The organism is Stenotrophomonas rhizophila (genome assembly GCF_007667275.1).
GTDB classification, from domain to species: Bacteria; Pseudomonadota; Gammaproteobacteria; order Xanthomonadales; family Xanthomonadaceae; genus Stenotrophomonas; species Stenotrophomonas maltophilia_AE.
The window spans coordinates 1,209,853-1,225,477 of record NZ_VDQT01000001.1 but is presented as its reverse complement, the minus strand read 5'-3'; the positions used below and the strand labels follow the sequence as shown (position 1 = coordinate 1,225,477).

The 15,625-nt window shown below is 66.8% G+C and carries 13 protein-coding genes; 5 read left to right on the top strand and 8 right to left on the bottom strand.

What is annotated here, in order from left to right; all coding sequences use genetic code 11:
- Nucleotides 1-231 precede the first annotated feature (231 nt).
- From FSZ13_RS05265 to FSZ13_RS05250, 4 genes are read left to right on the top strand one after another with little or no spacing between them, the layout of a single operon-like run.
- On the top strand, nucleotides 232-1,128 hold the full coding sequence (locus FSZ13_RS05265) for a TIM barrel protein (protein ID WP_186308858.1): 897 nt from the start codon (nucleotides 232-234) through the stop codon (nucleotides 1,126-1,128).
- Nucleotides 1,129-1,159: 31 nt separating this feature from the next.
- Complete coding sequence (locus FSZ13_RS05260) at nucleotides 1,160-2,845, top strand: GMC oxidoreductase (RefSeq protein WP_145478328.1); 1,686 nt, start codon at nucleotides 1,160-1,162, stop codon at nucleotides 2,843-2,845.
- Nucleotides 2,845-3,420 carry a gluconate 2-dehydrogenase subunit 3 family protein gene (locus FSZ13_RS05255; protein ID WP_145478327.1) on the top strand — a complete coding sequence of 192 codons (576 nt, stop codon included), beginning with the start codon at nucleotides 2,845-2,847 and terminating at the stop codon, nucleotides 3,418-3,420. Before FSZ13_RS05260 ends, FSZ13_RS05255 begins: the two co-directional genes overlap by 1 nt.
- An 11-nt stretch (nucleotides 3,421-3,431) precedes the next feature.
- A complete protein-coding gene (locus FSZ13_RS05250) occupies nucleotides 3,432-4,175 on the top strand; it encodes a 3-keto-disaccharide hydrolase (protein WP_260844086.1) in 744 nt (247 codons plus the stop codon).
- 30 nt (nucleotides 4,176-4,205) lie between these two features.
- Here FSZ13_RS05250 and FSZ13_RS05245 read toward each other — a convergent pair whose 3' ends face one another.
- From FSZ13_RS05245 to FSZ13_RS05225, 5 genes are read right to left on the bottom strand one after another with little or no spacing between them, the layout of a single operon-like run.
- The gene (locus tag FSZ13_RS05245; RefSeq protein ID WP_428999975.1) at nucleotides 4,206-4,496 is read right to left on the bottom strand and encodes a c-type cytochrome; all 291 of its coding nucleotides are present in this window, start codon (nucleotides 4,494-4,496) and stop codon (nucleotides 4,206-4,208) included.
- A 21-nt stretch (nucleotides 4,497-4,517) separates the two neighbouring features.
- Entirely contained in the window at nucleotides 4,518-5,399 is an 882-nt protein-coding gene (locus FSZ13_RS05240; protein ID WP_145478324.1) for a sugar phosphate isomerase/epimerase family protein, read from the bottom strand.
- A gap of 17 nt (nucleotides 5,400-5,416) precedes the next feature.
- Entirely contained in the window at nucleotides 5,417-6,541 is a 1,125-nt protein-coding gene (locus FSZ13_RS05235) for a Gfo/Idh/MocA family protein (RefSeq protein WP_145478323.1), read from the bottom strand.
- An 11-nt stretch (nucleotides 6,542-6,552) separates the two neighbouring features.
- Complete coding sequence (locus FSZ13_RS05230) at nucleotides 6,553-7,770, bottom strand: nucleoside permease (RefSeq protein ID WP_145478322.1); 1,218 nt, start codon at nucleotides 7,768-7,770, stop codon at nucleotides 6,553-6,555.
- A 26-nt stretch (nucleotides 7,771-7,796) separates the two neighbouring features.
- Entirely contained in the window at nucleotides 7,797-8,849 is a 1,053-nt protein-coding gene (locus FSZ13_RS05225; protein ID WP_145478557.1) for a sugar phosphate isomerase/epimerase family protein, read from the bottom strand.
- A gap of 95 nt (nucleotides 8,850-8,944) precedes the next feature.
- On the opposite strand from FSZ13_RS05225, the gene FSZ13_RS05220 reads away from it, so the two are divergent.
- The gene (locus FSZ13_RS05220; RefSeq protein WP_145478321.1) at nucleotides 8,945-9,946 is read left to right on the top strand and encodes a LacI family DNA-binding transcriptional regulator; all 1,002 of its coding nucleotides are present in this window, start codon (nucleotides 8,945-8,947) and stop codon (nucleotides 9,944-9,946) included.
- A 113-nt stretch (nucleotides 9,947-10,059) separates the two neighbouring features.
- On the opposite strand, the gene FSZ13_RS05215 is transcribed toward FSZ13_RS05220, so the two are convergent.
- The 3 genes from FSZ13_RS05215 to FSZ13_RS05205 form a co-directional block, all read right to left on the bottom strand.
- Nucleotides 10,060-12,369 carry an arylsulfatase gene (locus FSZ13_RS05215; protein WP_145478320.1) on the bottom strand — a complete coding sequence of 770 codons (2,310 nt, stop codon included), beginning with the start codon at nucleotides 12,367-12,369 and terminating at the stop codon, nucleotides 10,060-10,062.
- 124 nt (nucleotides 12,370-12,493) lie between these two features.
- Complete coding sequence (locus FSZ13_RS05210; RefSeq protein WP_145478319.1) at nucleotides 12,494-13,876, bottom strand: aldehyde dehydrogenase family protein; 1,383 nt, start codon at nucleotides 13,874-13,876, stop codon at nucleotides 12,494-12,496.
- Nucleotides 13,877-13,904: 28 nt separating this feature from the next.
- Nucleotides 13,905-15,560, bottom strand: coding sequence for an acetolactate synthase large subunit (locus FSZ13_RS05205; RefSeq protein ID WP_145478318.1), 1,656 nt, complete (start codon nucleotides 15,558-15,560; stop codon nucleotides 13,905-13,907).
- Between the last annotated feature and the right edge of the window lie 65 nt (nucleotides 15,561-15,625).

Here is a 15,625-nt window from a genome sequence, read left to right as displayed (position 1 = left end):
GCAGTAGCTTGCGGCTGCAGGATTTCCTCGGCGGCAGACTTGGACCCGTCCATTACCGGTAGGTCACCGGCAGAGTGCCAGTAGTTACCAGCATTGGGTTTCATTGTGCCCTGCAGCATCCATTTTCGTGCAGTGCGTCTTGCAAAAAAACGAACTACTCCTCTATGGTGCAATCGATTGCATTGCAGTGAATAGTTGCGTTTGATACCGGTTGGGAGGCCGGAAAAGCGGATGCCCGACCATTCAATTGGATCGATCCAAGGAGCGCGCCTCACGCGGCGCGATGCGCTGCGCATTGCGGTAGCCGGAAGCATTGGCCTGGCAACCGCAGGCGTGACGCCCGCGATGGCCGCCACCGCCCCCCTACAGGGCAACCTGAAGCATTCGGTCGCCCGCTGGACATTCCCCCAGTGGTCGGTGGCCCAGCTCTGCCAGACGATAAAGGGCATCGGCTTCGCCGCGATCGATCTGGTTGGGCCGGAAGACTGGCCCACGCTGAAGGCCCAAGGCGTGTACAGCTCGATGTGCAACGGCGCGGAGTTGGGCCTGGCCAAGGGCTTTGCCGGCCGCGAGTTCCACGACCAGTTGTTCGAGCGCTACACACGGCACATCGACCTGGTGGCCGATGCCGGCTATCGCAATCTCATCTGTTTTTCCGGCAATCGCAACGGCATGGACCCGCAGGAGGGAATGGCCAATGCCGTCACCGGCCTCAAGCGCATCCTTGGCCACGCCGAGAAGCGCGGCGTGGTGCTGGTGATGGAGCTGCTGAACTCGCGGGTCGATCATCCCGACTACCTGTGCGACCACTCCGCATGGGGCGTGGAACTGTGCCAGCGGCTGGGCTCGGCCCACTTCGGCCTGCTCTACGACATCTACCACATGCAGATCATGGAGGGCGACATCATCGCCACCATCGGCCGGCACCACGCGCACTTCAAGCACTATCACACCGCCGGCGTGCCGGGCCGGCATGAAATCGGCGACCAGCAGGAGCTGAACTATCCCGCCATCTGTCGCGCGATCCGCGACACCGGTTTCGATGGGTACCTGGCGCAGGAGTTCATGCCTGCAGCGCCGGATCCCATCGGTTCGCTGCGCGAGGCGATCCGCCTCTGCGACGTCTGAAATTGATATCCACCCAGGTGAAGTAGAACCCATGGCAGACAATCATTACGACGCGATCGTCGTCGGCTCCGGCATCAGTGGCGGCTGGGCGGCGAAGGAACTGACCGAGAAAGGCCTCAAGGTCCTCATGCTGGAGCGCGGGCGCAACATCGAGCACGTCAAGGACTACGTCAACGCGATGAAGGAGCCGTGGGACTTCCCGCACCGCAACCGGCCCACCCAGGCGATGAAGGCCGCCTTCCCGGTCCTGATGCGCGACTACGCGCTGGCCGAGAACCTCGAGGGCATGTGGGCCGACGAGCAGGACTCGCCGTACATCGAAACCAAGCGCTTCGACTGGTTCCGCGGCTACCACGTCGGCGGGCGTTCGCTGATGTGGGGACGGCAGAGCTACCGGCTGTCCGACCTGGATTTCGAGGCGAACCTCAAGGACGGCATCGCCACCGACTGGCCGATCCGCTATGCCGACATCGCGCCCTGGTACGACCATGTGGAGAAGTTCGCCGGCATCGCCGGCACGCGCGAAGGGCTGGACGTGTTGCCCGACGGCGAATTCCTGCCGCCGATCCCGCTGAACATCGTCGAGAAGGACGTGGCCGCGCGGATCAAGAAGGCCTTTGGCGGGACCCGGCACATGATCCACTCGCGTTCGGCCAACATCACCCAGCCCAAGCCGGAGCAGGGACGGGTCAACTGCCAGTACCGCAACAAGTGCATCCTCGGCTGTCCGTTCGGCGCCTACTTCTCGACCCAGTCGGCCACGCTGCCGGCGGCCATGAAGACCGGCAACCTGACCCTGCGCCCGTTCTCGATCGTCAAGGAAGTGCTTTACGACAAGGACCGCAAGCGGGCGCGCGGCGTGGAGGTGATCGATGCCGAGACCGGGCAGACGTACACGTACACGGCCAAGGTCATCTTCCTCAACGCGTCCTCGTTCAACTCGACCTGGATGCTGATGAACTCGGCTACGGACGTATGGGAGGGCGGGCTGGGTTCGTCGTCCGGGGAGCTGGGCCACAACGTGATGGACCACCACTTCGGCGCCGGCGCCTCCGGCAGGGTCGAGGGCTACGACGACAAGTATTATTTCGGACGCCGCCCGTGCGGCTTCTACATCCCCCGTTTCCGCAACGTCGGCGACGACCGGCGCGGCTACACGCGCGGCTTCGGCTACCAGGGCGGCGCCAGCCGCAACGGCTGGTCGCGCGAGATCGCCGAACTCAACATCGGCGCCGACCTGAAGGAAGCACTGACCGTGCCGGGCGACTGGCGCATCGGCATGACCGGCTTCGGTGAAATGCTGCCGCACCACGACAATACGATCCGCCTGGACCCGGACCGCAAGGACAAATGGGGGTTGCCGGTGTTGGCCATGGACGTGGCCATGCGCGCGAACGAGAAGGCCATGCGCAAGGACATGGCCGCCGATGCCGCGGAGATGCTGGAGGCCGCCGGGGTGAAGGACGTGGAGATGCACGACAACGACTATGCGCCGGGCAAGGGTATCCACGAGATGGGGACGGCCCGCATGGGCCGCGACCGGAAGAACTCGGTGCTGAACCAGCACAACCAGGTCTGGGACGCGCCGAATGTGTATGTGACCGACGGCGCCTGCATGACCTCCAGCGCCTGCGTGAATCCCTCGCTGACATACATGGCGCTGACCGCACGCGCGGCCGACCATGCGGTGCGCGAACTGAAAGCGGGGAACCTGTGATGGAACGTCGCGACCTGTTGAAGATGATCGTCGCCGCCACCGGCGCCGCCATGATCGGCCTGCCGGTGCTCGGGCAGGCCCAGGCACCGACCGCAGCGGCGAAGAACACGTTCTCTGCTGCCGATGTCGGCACGCTGGATGAGATCGCCGACACCATCCTGCCAAAGACCCGTACGCCGGGCGCGAAGGACGCCGCGACAGGGGCGTTCATGGCGCAATTCGTCACCGACTGTTACACCGACAGGCAGCAGGCCACGTTCCGCGCTGGGCTGGCTGAAATCGATGAACGCGCCGGCGGCCGCTTCGTGTCGCTCACGCCGCAGGCCCGCACCGAGCTGCTGCGTACCCTGGATGCAGAAGCCAGGAAACGCGCCGTCGAGGTCGGCGACACCGGTACCGCCGACGGCACGCGGGCGATGCCGCACTACTTCACGATGATCAAGCAGCTGGCCATCTTCGGTTTCTTCACCTCCAAGGTGGGCGCAACCGAGGTGCTGCAGTACGTCGCCGTGCCAGGTCGCTACGATGGCGACCTTGCCTATGTCCCGGGTACGCCCGCATGGGGCACCAGCTGATGAGGCACACGATGATCAGACCTTTGCTGACGGCCGCCTGCATGCTGGCCACGGCGCCCACATTCGCGCAGGCCAGTGGCGACGCCGCCCGCGATCCGACCAGGACCGAGGTGTGGAAGCCGGTGCCCGCGCTCGTGGCCACGCCCGTGAACGCCGCGCCGTCGGATGCGATCGTGTTGTTCAATGGCAAGGACGTTTCCGCCTGGGAGTCGGAGCAGGGCGGAGCCGTGCCCTGGAGCGTTGCCGACGGCGCACTGACCGTGGTGCCGGGCAGCAAGGGAATTCGCACCCGGCAGCGGTTCTGCGACATCCAGTTGCATGTGGAGTGGCGCTCGCCCACCGAAACCCAGGGCTTCGACGGCCAGAACCGCGGCAACAGCGGCATCTTCCTGCAGGAGCTGTATGAGCTGCAGGTGTTGGACAGTTACAACAACCCGACCTACGCCAACGGCCAGGCCGGCTCGATCTACAAGCAGGCCATTCCGCTGGTGAATGCCTCGCGCGCACCGGGCCAGTGGCAGGCGTACGACATCATCTGGAAGGCGCCGCGCTTCTCGCAGGGAGGCGGGCTGGTATCGCCGGCCCGCATCACCGTGCTGCACAACGGCGTGCTGGTGCAGGACGACACCGTGGTATCCGGCAAGACCGAGTACATCGGCGCGCCTTCATACGCGCCGCATGCCTGTGCCCCGCTGTACCTGCAGGAGCACGACTCCAAGGTCAGCTACCGCAACATCTGGGTGCGGGAGCTGTAACGCCGGCCCGCATGGGCCGGCAGCGGCAACCTACTTCGCCAGGTAGCTGGCGAGGTTGTCGATCTCCTGTTCGGACAGCTGCGGGAATGGCGGCATCAAACCGCCCCCCTTCCTGATTTTCTCCTTGATCTGCGCCGGCTGCAGGCGCTTGCCAACATCGATGAGGGCCGGGAAGGTGGGGGGAACGCCAGCGCGCTCCGCGCCGTGGCAGGCCGTGCAGTGGGTTGCATAGAGGGCCGCTCCGGGCGAGGGGGCGTCCTTGGACCAGGCCGCAGGCGCAGACAGCGCACTCGATACCAGTACGGCAAGGGTCGGGATCAGTCTGGAACGCGTATTCAAGCATTACTCCTTCGCTGGCTGGCGCGGTGCGCTGGCAGGCAGGCGGGCGGTCAGGTGGTGGCGCAGGTAGTCCGCGCCGGTCTTGATGATCTTGGCCGGATCACGCGGCTGGTCGTGCTCGACGATGTACCACTGCACCCCGGCAGCGGCGGCGGCAGGCAGGATCGCGTTCCAGTCCAGCACGCCCCGGCCGACGGCGGCGAAGCCGCCCTCGTCTTCGGCCTGGCCCTTCGGGGCATTGTCCTTGGCGTGCACCGCGAACACGTGGCCGCGGAACCTGCCCAACATCACTACCGGGTCATGACCCGCGCGCGCCACCCAGGCGAGGTCCAGCTCGGTCTGCAGGTCGGGGCCGGCTGCGGCGAACAGCAGCTCCAGGCCGGTTTTGCCGTTGAAGTCGACCAGCTCGAAGTCATGGTTGTGATAAGCCAGCTGCATGCCCTGGGCTTTCACCTGCGCCGCGATCCGGCCCAGTTCCTGGCCCAGCGCGGTCCAGCCTGCGGCATCGGTCGGTCGGTCCTTCTCCGCCAGGTAGGGCACGACCAGCGTCGTGTTGCCGATCGCGCGGTTGAACGCTACCACCCCGTCCAGGTCGTCGCGCAGGTCGGCCAGCTGCACGTGGGAGGAAATGGCCTTGATCGAATAGCGTTCCAGCAGCTGCTTGAGCTCGGCGGCGCTGACGTCCTGGGTACCGACCGTTTCCACCGCGCCTACACCCGCGTCGTGGACGATCTTCAGCTGCTGCTCGAGCGAGCCCGCATTGCGCAGCGTGTACATCTGCACCGCGATGGGCGGCTGCGGGCCGGCCGGGTCGCCTGCGAAGGCGGGCAGGGCGGCGAGCAGCAGCAGTGCGAGGGTCGTGGTCCTGCGTGCAGCGGTCTTCATCAATATCCTCCCGGAATTCAATCGATGGTGGTCCAGGCGCGCGACCTGGCCGATGCGATGACGCGGTCGACGATCAGCGCCGAGCGCAGGCCGTCTTCGAAGGTGGGCAGGCCCTGCGGCCGCTCGCCGTCGATGGCGCGATAGGTGTCGGCGACGAACGCCTCGAAGCACTGGGCGTAGCCCTGCGCGTGGCCGGGTGGCAGTACCGCCAGCCGGCGTTGTTCGGCACTGCCGGCGCCGGGCCCGCGCACGAAGGTTTCCTCGCGCTGGTCGGGCCGGCCGATCCACAACCGCTCCGGGTCTTCCTGGTTGAATGCCACGCTGGCCGTGGCGCCGTCGATCTCGAACCAGAGGCGGTTGTGGCGCCCTGCCGAGACCTGGCTGACGGTCAACGAGGCGAGCGTACCTGCGCCGGTCTTGAACATCGCCGCCGCCACGTCCTCACTGGTGACCGCCTGCATCGCGCCGCCCGCCGCCGGCGTGGTGAAGCTCTGCCCGGCCACGGCGCCGCGTTCGGCGACCACGGTGGCGAATGCCGCGCTGACGTCGACGAAGCGCTCGCCGCTGACCCATTCCACCAGGTCGCACCAGTGCGAACCGATGTCGGCGAACACGCGCGAGGCGCCGCCCAGCGCCGGGTCCACCCGCCAGTTGTTGCTGGCCGGGTCCAGCAGCCAGTCCTGCAGGTAGCTGCCGTGGATCAGGTGCAGTGGCCCCAGCTCGCCCTGCGCGATGCGTGCGCGCGCCTCGCACACCACCGGGTGGTAGCGGTAGACGAACGGCACCGTGGCGACCAGCCCGGTAGAAGCGGCCAATGCCGCCAGGACCTGCGCGTCCTGCAGTGTGGTGGCCAGCGGCTTCTCGCAGATCACATGCTTGCCCGCTTCCAGCGCCGCCTGCGCCATGGCGCGGTGCAGGTGGTTGGGGGTGCACACGTGCACGACCTGTACCTGCGGATCCGCGATCACCTCTTCGATGTCACGATAGCCGCGCGGAACATTCCATGACCTGGCCACCTCCTCGGCGCGTTGCGGCGAAGAGGCCACCACGCCGCGTACGTCGGCGCCGGCCAGCAGTGCCGCGCGACGGTGCACGGCGCCGATCATGCCGGTGCCTACGATGGCGATTCCAAGCTTGCGCATCGGTCGGTTCCTCAGGGCGTGGAAGGGGCGGCCGCGGCTGCCGGGCGGTCGCGGAACAGCAGCAGGAAGGCCACCAGTACGACCAGCGCCACGCCGGCCGGGAACAGCCAGATCTGTTGCCAGTCCGGACCTGCCGCGGTGGTGTAGTGCTCCACCACCGCACCGGACAGGAAGGTGCCGATCAACATGCCCACGCCATAGGTGGCCAGGGTGATGAAGCCCTGCGCGCTGCTGCGCGCGGCGGGGCCGGCATGCGCATCGGTGTAGATCTGGCCGGTGACGAAGAAGAAGTCGTAGCAGATGCCGTGCAGCACGATGCCGATCACCAGCAGCGAGAAGCCGCCGCCCGCGTCGCCGAAGGCGAACATCACGTAGCGCACCACCCACGCCGCCATGCCCACCGCCAGCATGGTCTTGACCCCGAGCCGCACGAAGAGGAACGGCATGGCCAGCATCAGCAGCACTTCGGACACCTGGCCCAGCGACTGCAGGCCGGCCGCGCCGCGTACGCCGAGGTCGTTGAGGTAGGGGTTGGTGAAGTTGTAATAGAACGCCAGCGGAATGCAGATGGCGATGGAGGCCAGGAAGAACACCAGATAGGAGCGCGACTTCAGCAACCGCAGCGAATCCAGGCCCAGCACCTGCCCGAGCCCGGCGTCGCGCTGCTGCGCCAGCGGCGGCGTGTGCGGCAGGGTGAACGCATACAGGCCCAGGGCCAGCGATGCCATCGCCGCCATCCGGAAGGTCAGTTCGAGCGTGTGCGCCTGTTCCCACCCCAGCCAGCCGATCAGCACGCCGGCGACGATCCAGCCGACGCTGCCGGCAACGCGCACCGGCGGGAACTGCTTTTCAGGCGAGTGCATGTGCCGCATCGCCACGCTGTTGGCCAGGGCCAGGGTCGGCATGAACAGCAGCATGTAGCCCATGACGCAGGCGAAGAACGTGTTGAAGTCGGTCGCGGTGGACGCCATCCACATCAGCGCCGCACCGGCCAGGTGCAGCACCCCGAGGATGCGCTGCGCGGCGAAGTAGCGGTCCGCGATCAGCCCGACCAGGAACGGCGCCACGATCGCGCCGATGGACTGGCTGAGGAAGGCGGTGGCCACCTGGCTGGCGCTGGCCTGCAGCGGGCCCTGTACCAGGTACGTGCCGAGGGTGACGAACCACGCCCCCCAGATGAAGAACTGCAGGAACATCATCGCGCCCAAGCGCGACATGGCGTAGCTCATGGCTTGCCCTCCCAGGCGGTGATGGTTCAGATCCCCAGCATGCGGCGCAGTGCTTCCGGATCAGCGCCGCTGTCGGCGAAGTCGTCGAAGGCACGTTCGGTGACGCGGATGATGTGGTCGCGGATGAACGCTGCGCCCTCGCGTGCGCCGTCTTCCGGGTGCTTCAGGCAGCACTCCCATTCCAGCACCGCCCAGCCCGGGAAATCGTATTGCGCGAACTTCGAGAAGATCGCCTTGAAGTCGATCTGCCCGTCGCCGGGCGAACGGAACCGCCCCGGACGATCGATCCAGTTCTGGTAGCCGGCATACACGCCACTGCGCGCACTGGGGCGGAACTCCGCGTCCTTGACGTGGAAGATGCCGATGCGCGCGTGGTACCGGTCGATGAAGCCCAGGTAGTCCATCTGCTGCAGCAGCAGGTGGCTGGGGTCGTACAGCATCTTGGCGCGCGGGTGATGGTCCACCACCTCCAGGAAGCGCTCGAAGGTGGCGCCATCGTGCAGGTCTTCGCCCGGGTGGATCTCGAAGCACAGGTCCACGCCGCAGGCGTCGAAGGCGTCGAGGATGGGGCGCCAGCGCCGGCCCAGTTCGGCGAAGGCTTCGTCCACCAGGCCCGGCGGGCGTTGCGGCCAGGGATAGAAGTAGGGCCAGGCCAGCGCGCCGGAGAACGTGGCGTGGGCGGTCAGTCCCAGCCGCTCACTGGCTTTGGCCGCGAGCATCAGCTGTTCCACCGCCCAGGCCTGGCGGGCGGCCGGATCATTGCGCTTGTCCGGCGGCGCGAAGCCGTCGAACAGGCTGTCGTAGGCAGGATGGACCGCAACCAGCTGGCCCTGCAGGTGGGTGGACAGCTCGGTGATCTGCACGCCATGGTCGGCCAGCATGCCGGCGATGTCGTCGCAGTAAGACTGGCTGCGCGCCGCCTCGGCCAGATCGAACAGGTGGGGCGCGCTGGTCGGTACTTGTACGCCAGAATACCCCAGGCCCGCAGCCCAGCTGGCCAGCGTGTCCAGCCGATCAAACGGAGGTGTGTCGCTGATGAACTGCGCCAGGAACAGCGCCGGACCCTTGAGCGTCTTCAACGTGATTCGCCCCGATGCAATCGATTGCATTTATCCTAGCAGGGCCTCCGGCAAGACCTGTTGTGCACTGCACAGCGACACGAAGAACTGAAACCATGGCCACCATCTACGACATCGCAAAGCACGTGGGCGTCTCCGCAGGCACGGTGTCGCGTGCGCTGTCGCGGCCGGACAAAGTCCTGCCGGCCACGCGCACGCGCATCGAGCAGGCTGCCGCGGCGCTGGGCTATGTTCCCAACACGGTGGCCCGGACCCTCAAGACCCAGCGCAGCGGCAAGCTGCTGGTCACCGTGCCGGACATCGCCAATCCGTTTTTCGCGCAGATCCTGCAGGGCGCGGAGGAGGCGGCGCAGGCCGTCGGGTATGCCGTGCTGCTCGGCGATACCCAGCATCGCCCCGAGCGCGAGGAGCGCTACGCGCAGATGCTCCGGCGCAACGAGGCCGACGGCCTGATCGTGCTCGGCCATCGCCTGCCGCCGACGGCACGCGCGATCGTCCAGCAGCTGGGCACCGCAGCGCCGGTGGTCAACGGCTGCGAGGTCGATCCCGCGCTGGGCATTCCCAGCGTCCACATCGACAACGCGGCCGCCGCGCGCGCCGTGATGGACCACCTGTATGGGCTGGGACACGAGCGCATCGCCGTGGTCGGCGGGCCGCCCGACAACCCGCTGCACGAGCAGCGGCTGGAAGGGGTCCGGGCGGTCGCAAAGGCACGCGGGCGCCTGCGCAGCCTGGTGCTCATGCCGGGCGATTTCTCGGTGGAATCGGGCCATGCCGCTGGATTGGCGCTGTTGGCCCGCACGCCGCTGCCGACTGCCGTGTTCTGCTTCAGCGACCAGATGGCGCTGGGGGTGCTGGCGGCCTGCCGCGACAAAGGCGTGCGCGTCCCGGAGGACCTTTCGGTGGTCGGCTTCGACGACCTGGCCTCGTCCCGGTACCTGACCCCACCGCTGACGACCATCCGCCAGCCCATGCGCGAGATCGGCGAGCGCTCGGTCAACCTGCTGCTCGCCATCATCGAACGCGTGGATGTACCGCTCCAGCAGACGCTGGATTTCAGCCTGATGGTGCGGGGCTCGACCGCACCACCCACGTAGAGTCACGCCCTGCGTGGCTTCGCGGTGCCGGATCGGAAAGCAGCCACGCAGGGCGTGGCTCTACGGGGCGTCGGTGGGCGCGCCTTGCGACGGTCAGTGCGGACCGCCGCTGGCTACCCCCGCTTCTCCGCAAACACTTCCACGGTCACTTCCTCGATCCTGCCGGTGAAGTGGAACGGCAGCCGGTAGGTCCAGTCCACCGCCGAGCCGTTGTCCATGCCCACGTCCAGTCCCTCGGTGATGGAGAACTGGATCGGCACGGTGCGCTCCAGCCGGCCACTGGCCACGGTATCGCCGTTGACGGTGAGGGTCACCGTACCGCCCTTGCCCATGCCGCCCCCGTCGTAGTCGAATCTCACGCCGAGGGTGGCCTTGCCTTTGCCAAGCGGTGTATCGCCGGAAAAGCTCGGCCGCTCCACGCCCAGGTAGTTGTAGACGAAGGTCGGGCGCCCGGCCTTGAGGTACAGGCCGTAGCCGCCTTCGGAACCACCGTGGGTGATGATCATGCCCTCGGCGGTGTCGTTGGGCAGCTCGATCTGGGCGGTGATCGTCCATGACTTGTTGAGCATCGGCAGGCACGCCGCGTCGGGCAGCGCCAGCATGCCCGGGTAATACGTGGCCTTGGTGCGGTCACCGACCAGGCTGGGCCGCCCCATCGCTTCGGCATTCATGCGGATGGTGCCGCGCCAGTCCAGCGGCAGCACGCTGTACTTGGAGGCCTCGGCCCACCAAAGGTCCTGCAGCTGGCGCAGCTTTTCCGGGTTCTGTTGGGCCAGGTCATGCGCCTGCGAGAAATCCTCGTCCAGCTTGTACAGCTCCCAGACCTGCTTGTCCGGCGTCCAGTCGTCGGCACGGTTGGGCTCCCAGGGCGCGAAGCTGGGGGCGGAGGCCATCCAGCCGTCGTGGTACAGGCCGCGGTTGCAGCCCAGTTCGAAGTACTGGGTGCGCCGCCGGCTCTCCGCGTCGGCCTGGTCGAAGCTGAAGGCGAAGCTCACGCCTTCGATGTCCTTCTGCTGCACCCCGTTGAGCTCGCGTGGTGCGGTGATGCCACAGACTTCATACAGCGTGGGTACGATGTCGATGACATGCAGGAACTGCTCGCGCAGCCCCCCTTTGTCCGTGATCTGCGCTGGCCAGCTGATGATCATCGGGTTGCGCGTGCCGCCGAAGTGGCTGGCGACCTGCTTGGTCCACTGGAAAGGCGTGTTCATCGCATGCGCCCACGACGACGGGAAGTGGTTGAAGTGTTTCGGCCCACCCAGTTCGTCGATGACCCTGAGGTTGTCTTCCCACTTTTCCGGGAAGCCGTTGAAGAACAGGTTCTCGTTGAGCGAGCCTTCCAGCCCGCCTTCGGCGCTGGAGCCATTGTCGCCGGCGATGTAGATGATGAGGGTGTTGTCCGCATCCGGCAGCGCCTTGACCGCATCGATCACCCGGCCCATCGCGGCATCAACCTGCGCGCCGTAGGCAGCAAACACTTCCATCATGCGCGCGTACAGGCGCCGCTGGTCCGGTTCCAGGCTGTCCCATGCCGGCAGGCCGCGCGAGCGCTCGGTCAGGTCGGTGTCGTCGGGCACCACGCCGAGCTTCTTCTGGCGTGCCAGCGTCTGCTCGCGGTAGGCGTCCCATCCGTGATCGAACCTGCCCTTGAACTGGTCGATCCATGACTGCGGTGCCTGGTGCGGCGCATGCGTCGCACCAGGCGCGACGTACAGGAAATACGGCTTGTCCGGCGCTATGCTCTTGACCTTGCGCACCCAGGCGATGGCCTTGTCGGCAAGGTCTTCGGTGAGGTGATACTCGGGATCGTCCGAGGCGGGCACCAGATCGCGGTTCTCGAACAACAGTGGGTTCCAGTGGTTCATGTCGCCGGCGTTGAACCCGTAGAAATAGTCGAAGCCCAGGCCATTCGCCCAGCGGTCGTAGGGTCCGGCGGCGCTCAATTCCCAAGTCGGCGTGTTGTGGTTCTTGCCGATCCACGCGGTCATGTAGCCGTTCTGCCGCAGTACCTCACCGACCGTGCCACAGCTGCGCGGCAGTACGCAGCAATAGCCGTCGTAGCCGGTGGCCAGTTCGGTGATGCCGGCGAAGGACGCCGAATGGTGGTTGCGACCGGTGATCAGCGCCGCGCGGGTCGGGCTGCACAGCGCAGTGGTGTGGAAGTGGTTGTAGCGCAGCCCCTCGGCGGCCAGACGGTCCATGGTGGGGGAGGGAACGCCCCCGCCAAAGGTACTGAACTGGCCGAAGCCCACGTCATCGAGCAGGATCAGCACCACGTTGGGTGCGCCCTTGGGCGGTTGCACCGGCTGCGGGAACTGGGCCGGGTCCGAATCCTGGTAGGTGCGTCCAACTTCGCCGCGGAAGTGGAAATCCGGCTGCGGAAGAATCTCGGGCGTACCCGGCAGTTCCGTCCTGACCTTCATCGCATCGCCCTCTCGTTCGTCCTGGAACCAAGAGGGTAGGCAGGCGGCGCGGGACCGGCCTCCGAAAATACACCAGTCCTTGCTACGTACTTCTACTGCCGTTGCACGCTTCCCGCCGCCATTCTCAGAGGCGGCGCATCAGGATCATCTTTTCCTGGGTCATGTCACGCATGGTGTACGGAATGCCGCCTGTGCCGTAGCCCGATTCCCTGCGCCCGGCGAAGGGCATCCAGTCAGTGCGGAACGCGGTGGGGTCGTTGATCATGACCGCGGAGGCGTCGAGGCGGTTGGCCGCGCGCAGGGCGATGTCGATGTCCTGGGCGAAGATGCTGGCCTGGAACGCCGTGGGCAGGGCGTTCGCCCGTGCGATGGCCTCGTCGAGGTCGGCGTAGCCGTACACCGCGACCACCGGTCCGAACACTTCCTGGGTGGAGATGCGCGCATCGGCGGCCGGTTCGACCAGCACCGTGGGTTGATAAGTGGTCCCGGAGATGCGCTCGCCGCCGATGGCCAGCCTGGCCCCGCCGGCGACCGCCTCGTCCACCCATTCCGCCACCCGGTCGACTTCGCGCGGCTGGATCAGCGGACCCACTTCGGTGTCCTTGAGCGTGGGATCGGCGGTGCGCAGCGTGCGGACGCGCGCGACCAGCCGTTCGGTGAGGTCATCGACGATCGCGCTGTGGACGAAGATGCGCTGGGTCGAAACGCACACCTGGCCGGCATGGTAGTACCCGCCTTTGACCAGCGGTTCGATGATCTTGTCCAGGTCGGCACTGCGGTCGACGATGGCCGGTGCCACGCCGCCGTGCTCCAGCGCGGAGCGTGCGCCATGGGCCAGCTTGGCGTGCAGCGACCAGCCGACCCGGGCCGAGCCGATGAAACTCAGGAACGCGACGCGCGGGTCGGTCGCCAGCGCCTCGGCCAGTTCGTTGCCCTCCGGAAGGAACGCCTGGCACCACGGTTCGGGCAGGCCCGCTTCGTGCGCCATCGCCACGAATTCCAGGCACGACAGGGGCGTGGCGCTGGCCGGCTTGATGATCACCGGGCAGCCCACCGCAATGGCCGGGGCGACCTGGTGCACGATCAGGTTCAACGGATGGTTGAACGCGGAGATCGCAGCCACGATCCCGATCGGCTCGCGCGTGGTGAACGCCCAGCGGTTCTCTGCGGCAGCCGAAAGACCCATCGGAATTTCACGGCCGGCGAAGTTGCGCAGCTCGTCGGCGGCATTGTGCACGCCATCGATGGCGCGCGTGGTTTCCACGATGGCGTCGGGCAGCGGCTTGCCGCCTTCGCGCGCGATCTGCAGGGCAAGATGCTCGCGGCGGCTTTCCATCAACGCGGCCAGGCGGCGCAGGATGGTCATCCGCTGGTGCGGCGGCAGCCAGCCGTTGCGGTCCTTGAACACGGACGCGGCCGCCTGCAGCTTGCGCTCCAGCGCGGCGGCATCGTCGCTCTGCAGCTCCGCGATGGGCGCGCGATCGAACGCCTGGACGATGTGCAGCATGATGGGGTTTCCTCGTTGCAGAAAGGGCTCAGCCGCACTCCACGTCGGGCGTGCGGTTGCGCAGCTCGTCGACCAGGACGCGGGTATTTTCGGAGTAGTCGATGGGCACATCGACCAGATGGACGCCGCCACCGGCGAAGGCGGCCTCGAGCGTGGGAACCAGATCGTCGACCGCGGTCACCCGCGACCCCTTCGCGCCATAGGCTTCGGCGTAGCGGACGAAATCCGGGTTGCCAAAGCGCATGCCGAAATCCTCGAAGCCATCCACCGCCTGCTTCCAGCGGATCATGCCGTAGGCGTTGTCGTTGAGGATCACCACCACCAGGTCCAGCCCGAGCCGCACGGCGGTTTCCAGTTCCTGCGAGTTCATCATGAAGCCGCCGTCGCCGCACACCGCCATGACCCGGCGCTGCGGGTACAGCATCGCCGCCATCATCGCCGACGGCAGGCCCGCGCCCATCGTCGCCAGCGCATTGTCCAGCAGCAGCGTGTTGGCGACGTGGGTGCGGTAGTTGCGGGCAAACCAGATCTTGTACATGCCGTTGTCGAGGCAGACGATGCCGTCGTCGGGCATCACCTCGCGCACGTCGTGGACCAGCCGCTGCGGGGTGACCGGGAAGCGCTGTTCCTCGGCGCGATCATTGATCCGCGCCAGGATCTTCTGGCGCAGCGCGATCATGCCGTCATCGCCCGCCAGCTGGCCTTCCAGTCGCCCGGCCAGCGCCTGCACCGAGCTGCCGATGTCGCCGATCACCTCGATGTCGGGGTGGTAGACCTGTTCGACCGTGGCGGACTGGAAACTTACATGGATGACCTTGGGACCGCCGGCGTCCTTCATCAGGAACGGCGGTTTCTCGACCGTGTCGTGACCAATGGCGACGATCAGGTCGGCACGTGCCACGGCCTCATGCACGTAATCGCCTTCGGAGAGCGCGGCGGTACCCATGTAGAGATTGGACCCCCCGGTCACCGCGCCCTTGCCCATCTGCGTGTTGAAGAACGGCAGCCGCGTGCGCGAGATGAAGTCGGACAGTGCGTCGGCCAGCTGCGGGCGGCTGCACGCCGCACCGATCATCACCAGTGGGCGCGAGGCGGCCTGGATAGCAGCGGCCGCGCGCTCGAGCGCGGCAGGGTGGGCGAGCGGCCGTTCCAGCGGATGCACCGGGATGGGCGCGAGTGCCTCGACCTCTTCGCCGGCGATGTCTTCGGGAAGTTCCAGGTGCACCGGGCCGGGCCGCTCTTCCATGGCCACGCGGAAGGCGTCGCGGACGAGCGCCGGAATCGCGGCGGGACTGACGATCTGGCGGGTCATCTTGGTCAGTGGCTTCATCGACGCGACGATGTCGACGATCTGGAAGCGCGCCTGGCGTGCGCTCATCACCGCCTTCTGGCCGGTGATGAGGATCATCGGCATGGCGCCCAGGTGGGCATACGCCGCGCCGGTGGAGAAATTCAGTGCACCGGGACCCAGCGTGGCCAGGCACACACCCGGCCGGCCGGTCAGGCGACCGTGGGTGGCGGCCATGAACGCCGCCGCCTGCTCATGCCGGGTCAACACCAGTTCGATCCGCGAGGTCCGCAGGGCTTCCAGGAAATCCAGGTTCTCTTCGCCGGGCACGCCGAAGATTCTATCAACGCCCTCGTTCTCGAGCGCTTCAACCAGCAGGGCGGCACCGTTGCGCATCGTTCAAGTCCTCGTGGAAGTGGGCCGGACAGCATGCGTGCGTGTTCGATGCTATCAGGCCAGCA

Excerpts from the sequence above, each read along its gene's own strand:
- FSZ13_RS05220 (WP_145478321.1), top strand. The coding sequence starts at position 8,945 with ATGGCCACCATCTACGACATCGCAAAGCACGTGGGCGTCTCCGCAGGC.
- FSZ13_RS05265 (WP_186308858.1), top strand. The coding sequence starts at position 232 with ATGCCCGACCATTCAATTGGATCGATCCAAGGAGCGCGCCTCACGCGG.
- FSZ13_RS05255 (WP_145478327.1), top strand. The coding sequence starts at position 2,845 with ATGGAACGTCGCGACCTGTTGAAGATGATCGTCGCCGCCACCGGCGCC.
- FSZ13_RS05230 (WP_145478322.1), bottom strand. The coding sequence starts at position 7,770 with ATGAGCTACGCCATGTCGCGCTTGGGCGCGATGATGTTCCTGCAGTTC.
- FSZ13_RS05250 (WP_260844086.1), top strand. The coding sequence starts at position 3,432 with ATGATCAGACCTTTGCTGACGGCCGCCTGCATGCTGGCCACGGCGCCC.
- FSZ13_RS05210 (WP_145478319.1), bottom strand. The coding sequence starts at position 13,876 with ATGCTGCACATCGTCCAGGCGTTCGATCGCGCGCCCATCGCGGAGCTG.
- FSZ13_RS05215 (WP_145478320.1), bottom strand. The coding sequence starts at position 12,369 with ATGAAGGTCAGGACGGAACTGCCGGGTACGCCCGAGATTCTTCCGCAG.
- FSZ13_RS05235 (WP_145478323.1), bottom strand. The coding sequence starts at position 6,541 with ATGCGCAAGCTTGGAATCGCCATCGTAGGCACCGGCATGATCGGCGCC.
- FSZ13_RS05205 (WP_145478318.1), bottom strand. The coding sequence starts at position 15,560 with ATGCGCAACGGTGCCGCCCTGCTGGTTGAAGCGCTCGAGAACGAGGGC.
- FSZ13_RS05260 (WP_145478328.1), top strand. The coding sequence starts at position 1,160 with ATGGCAGACAATCATTACGACGCGATCGTCGTCGGCTCCGGCATCAGT.
- FSZ13_RS05240 (WP_145478324.1), bottom strand. The coding sequence starts at position 5,399 with ATGAAGACCGCTGCACGCAGGACCACGACCCTCGCACTGCTGCTGCTC.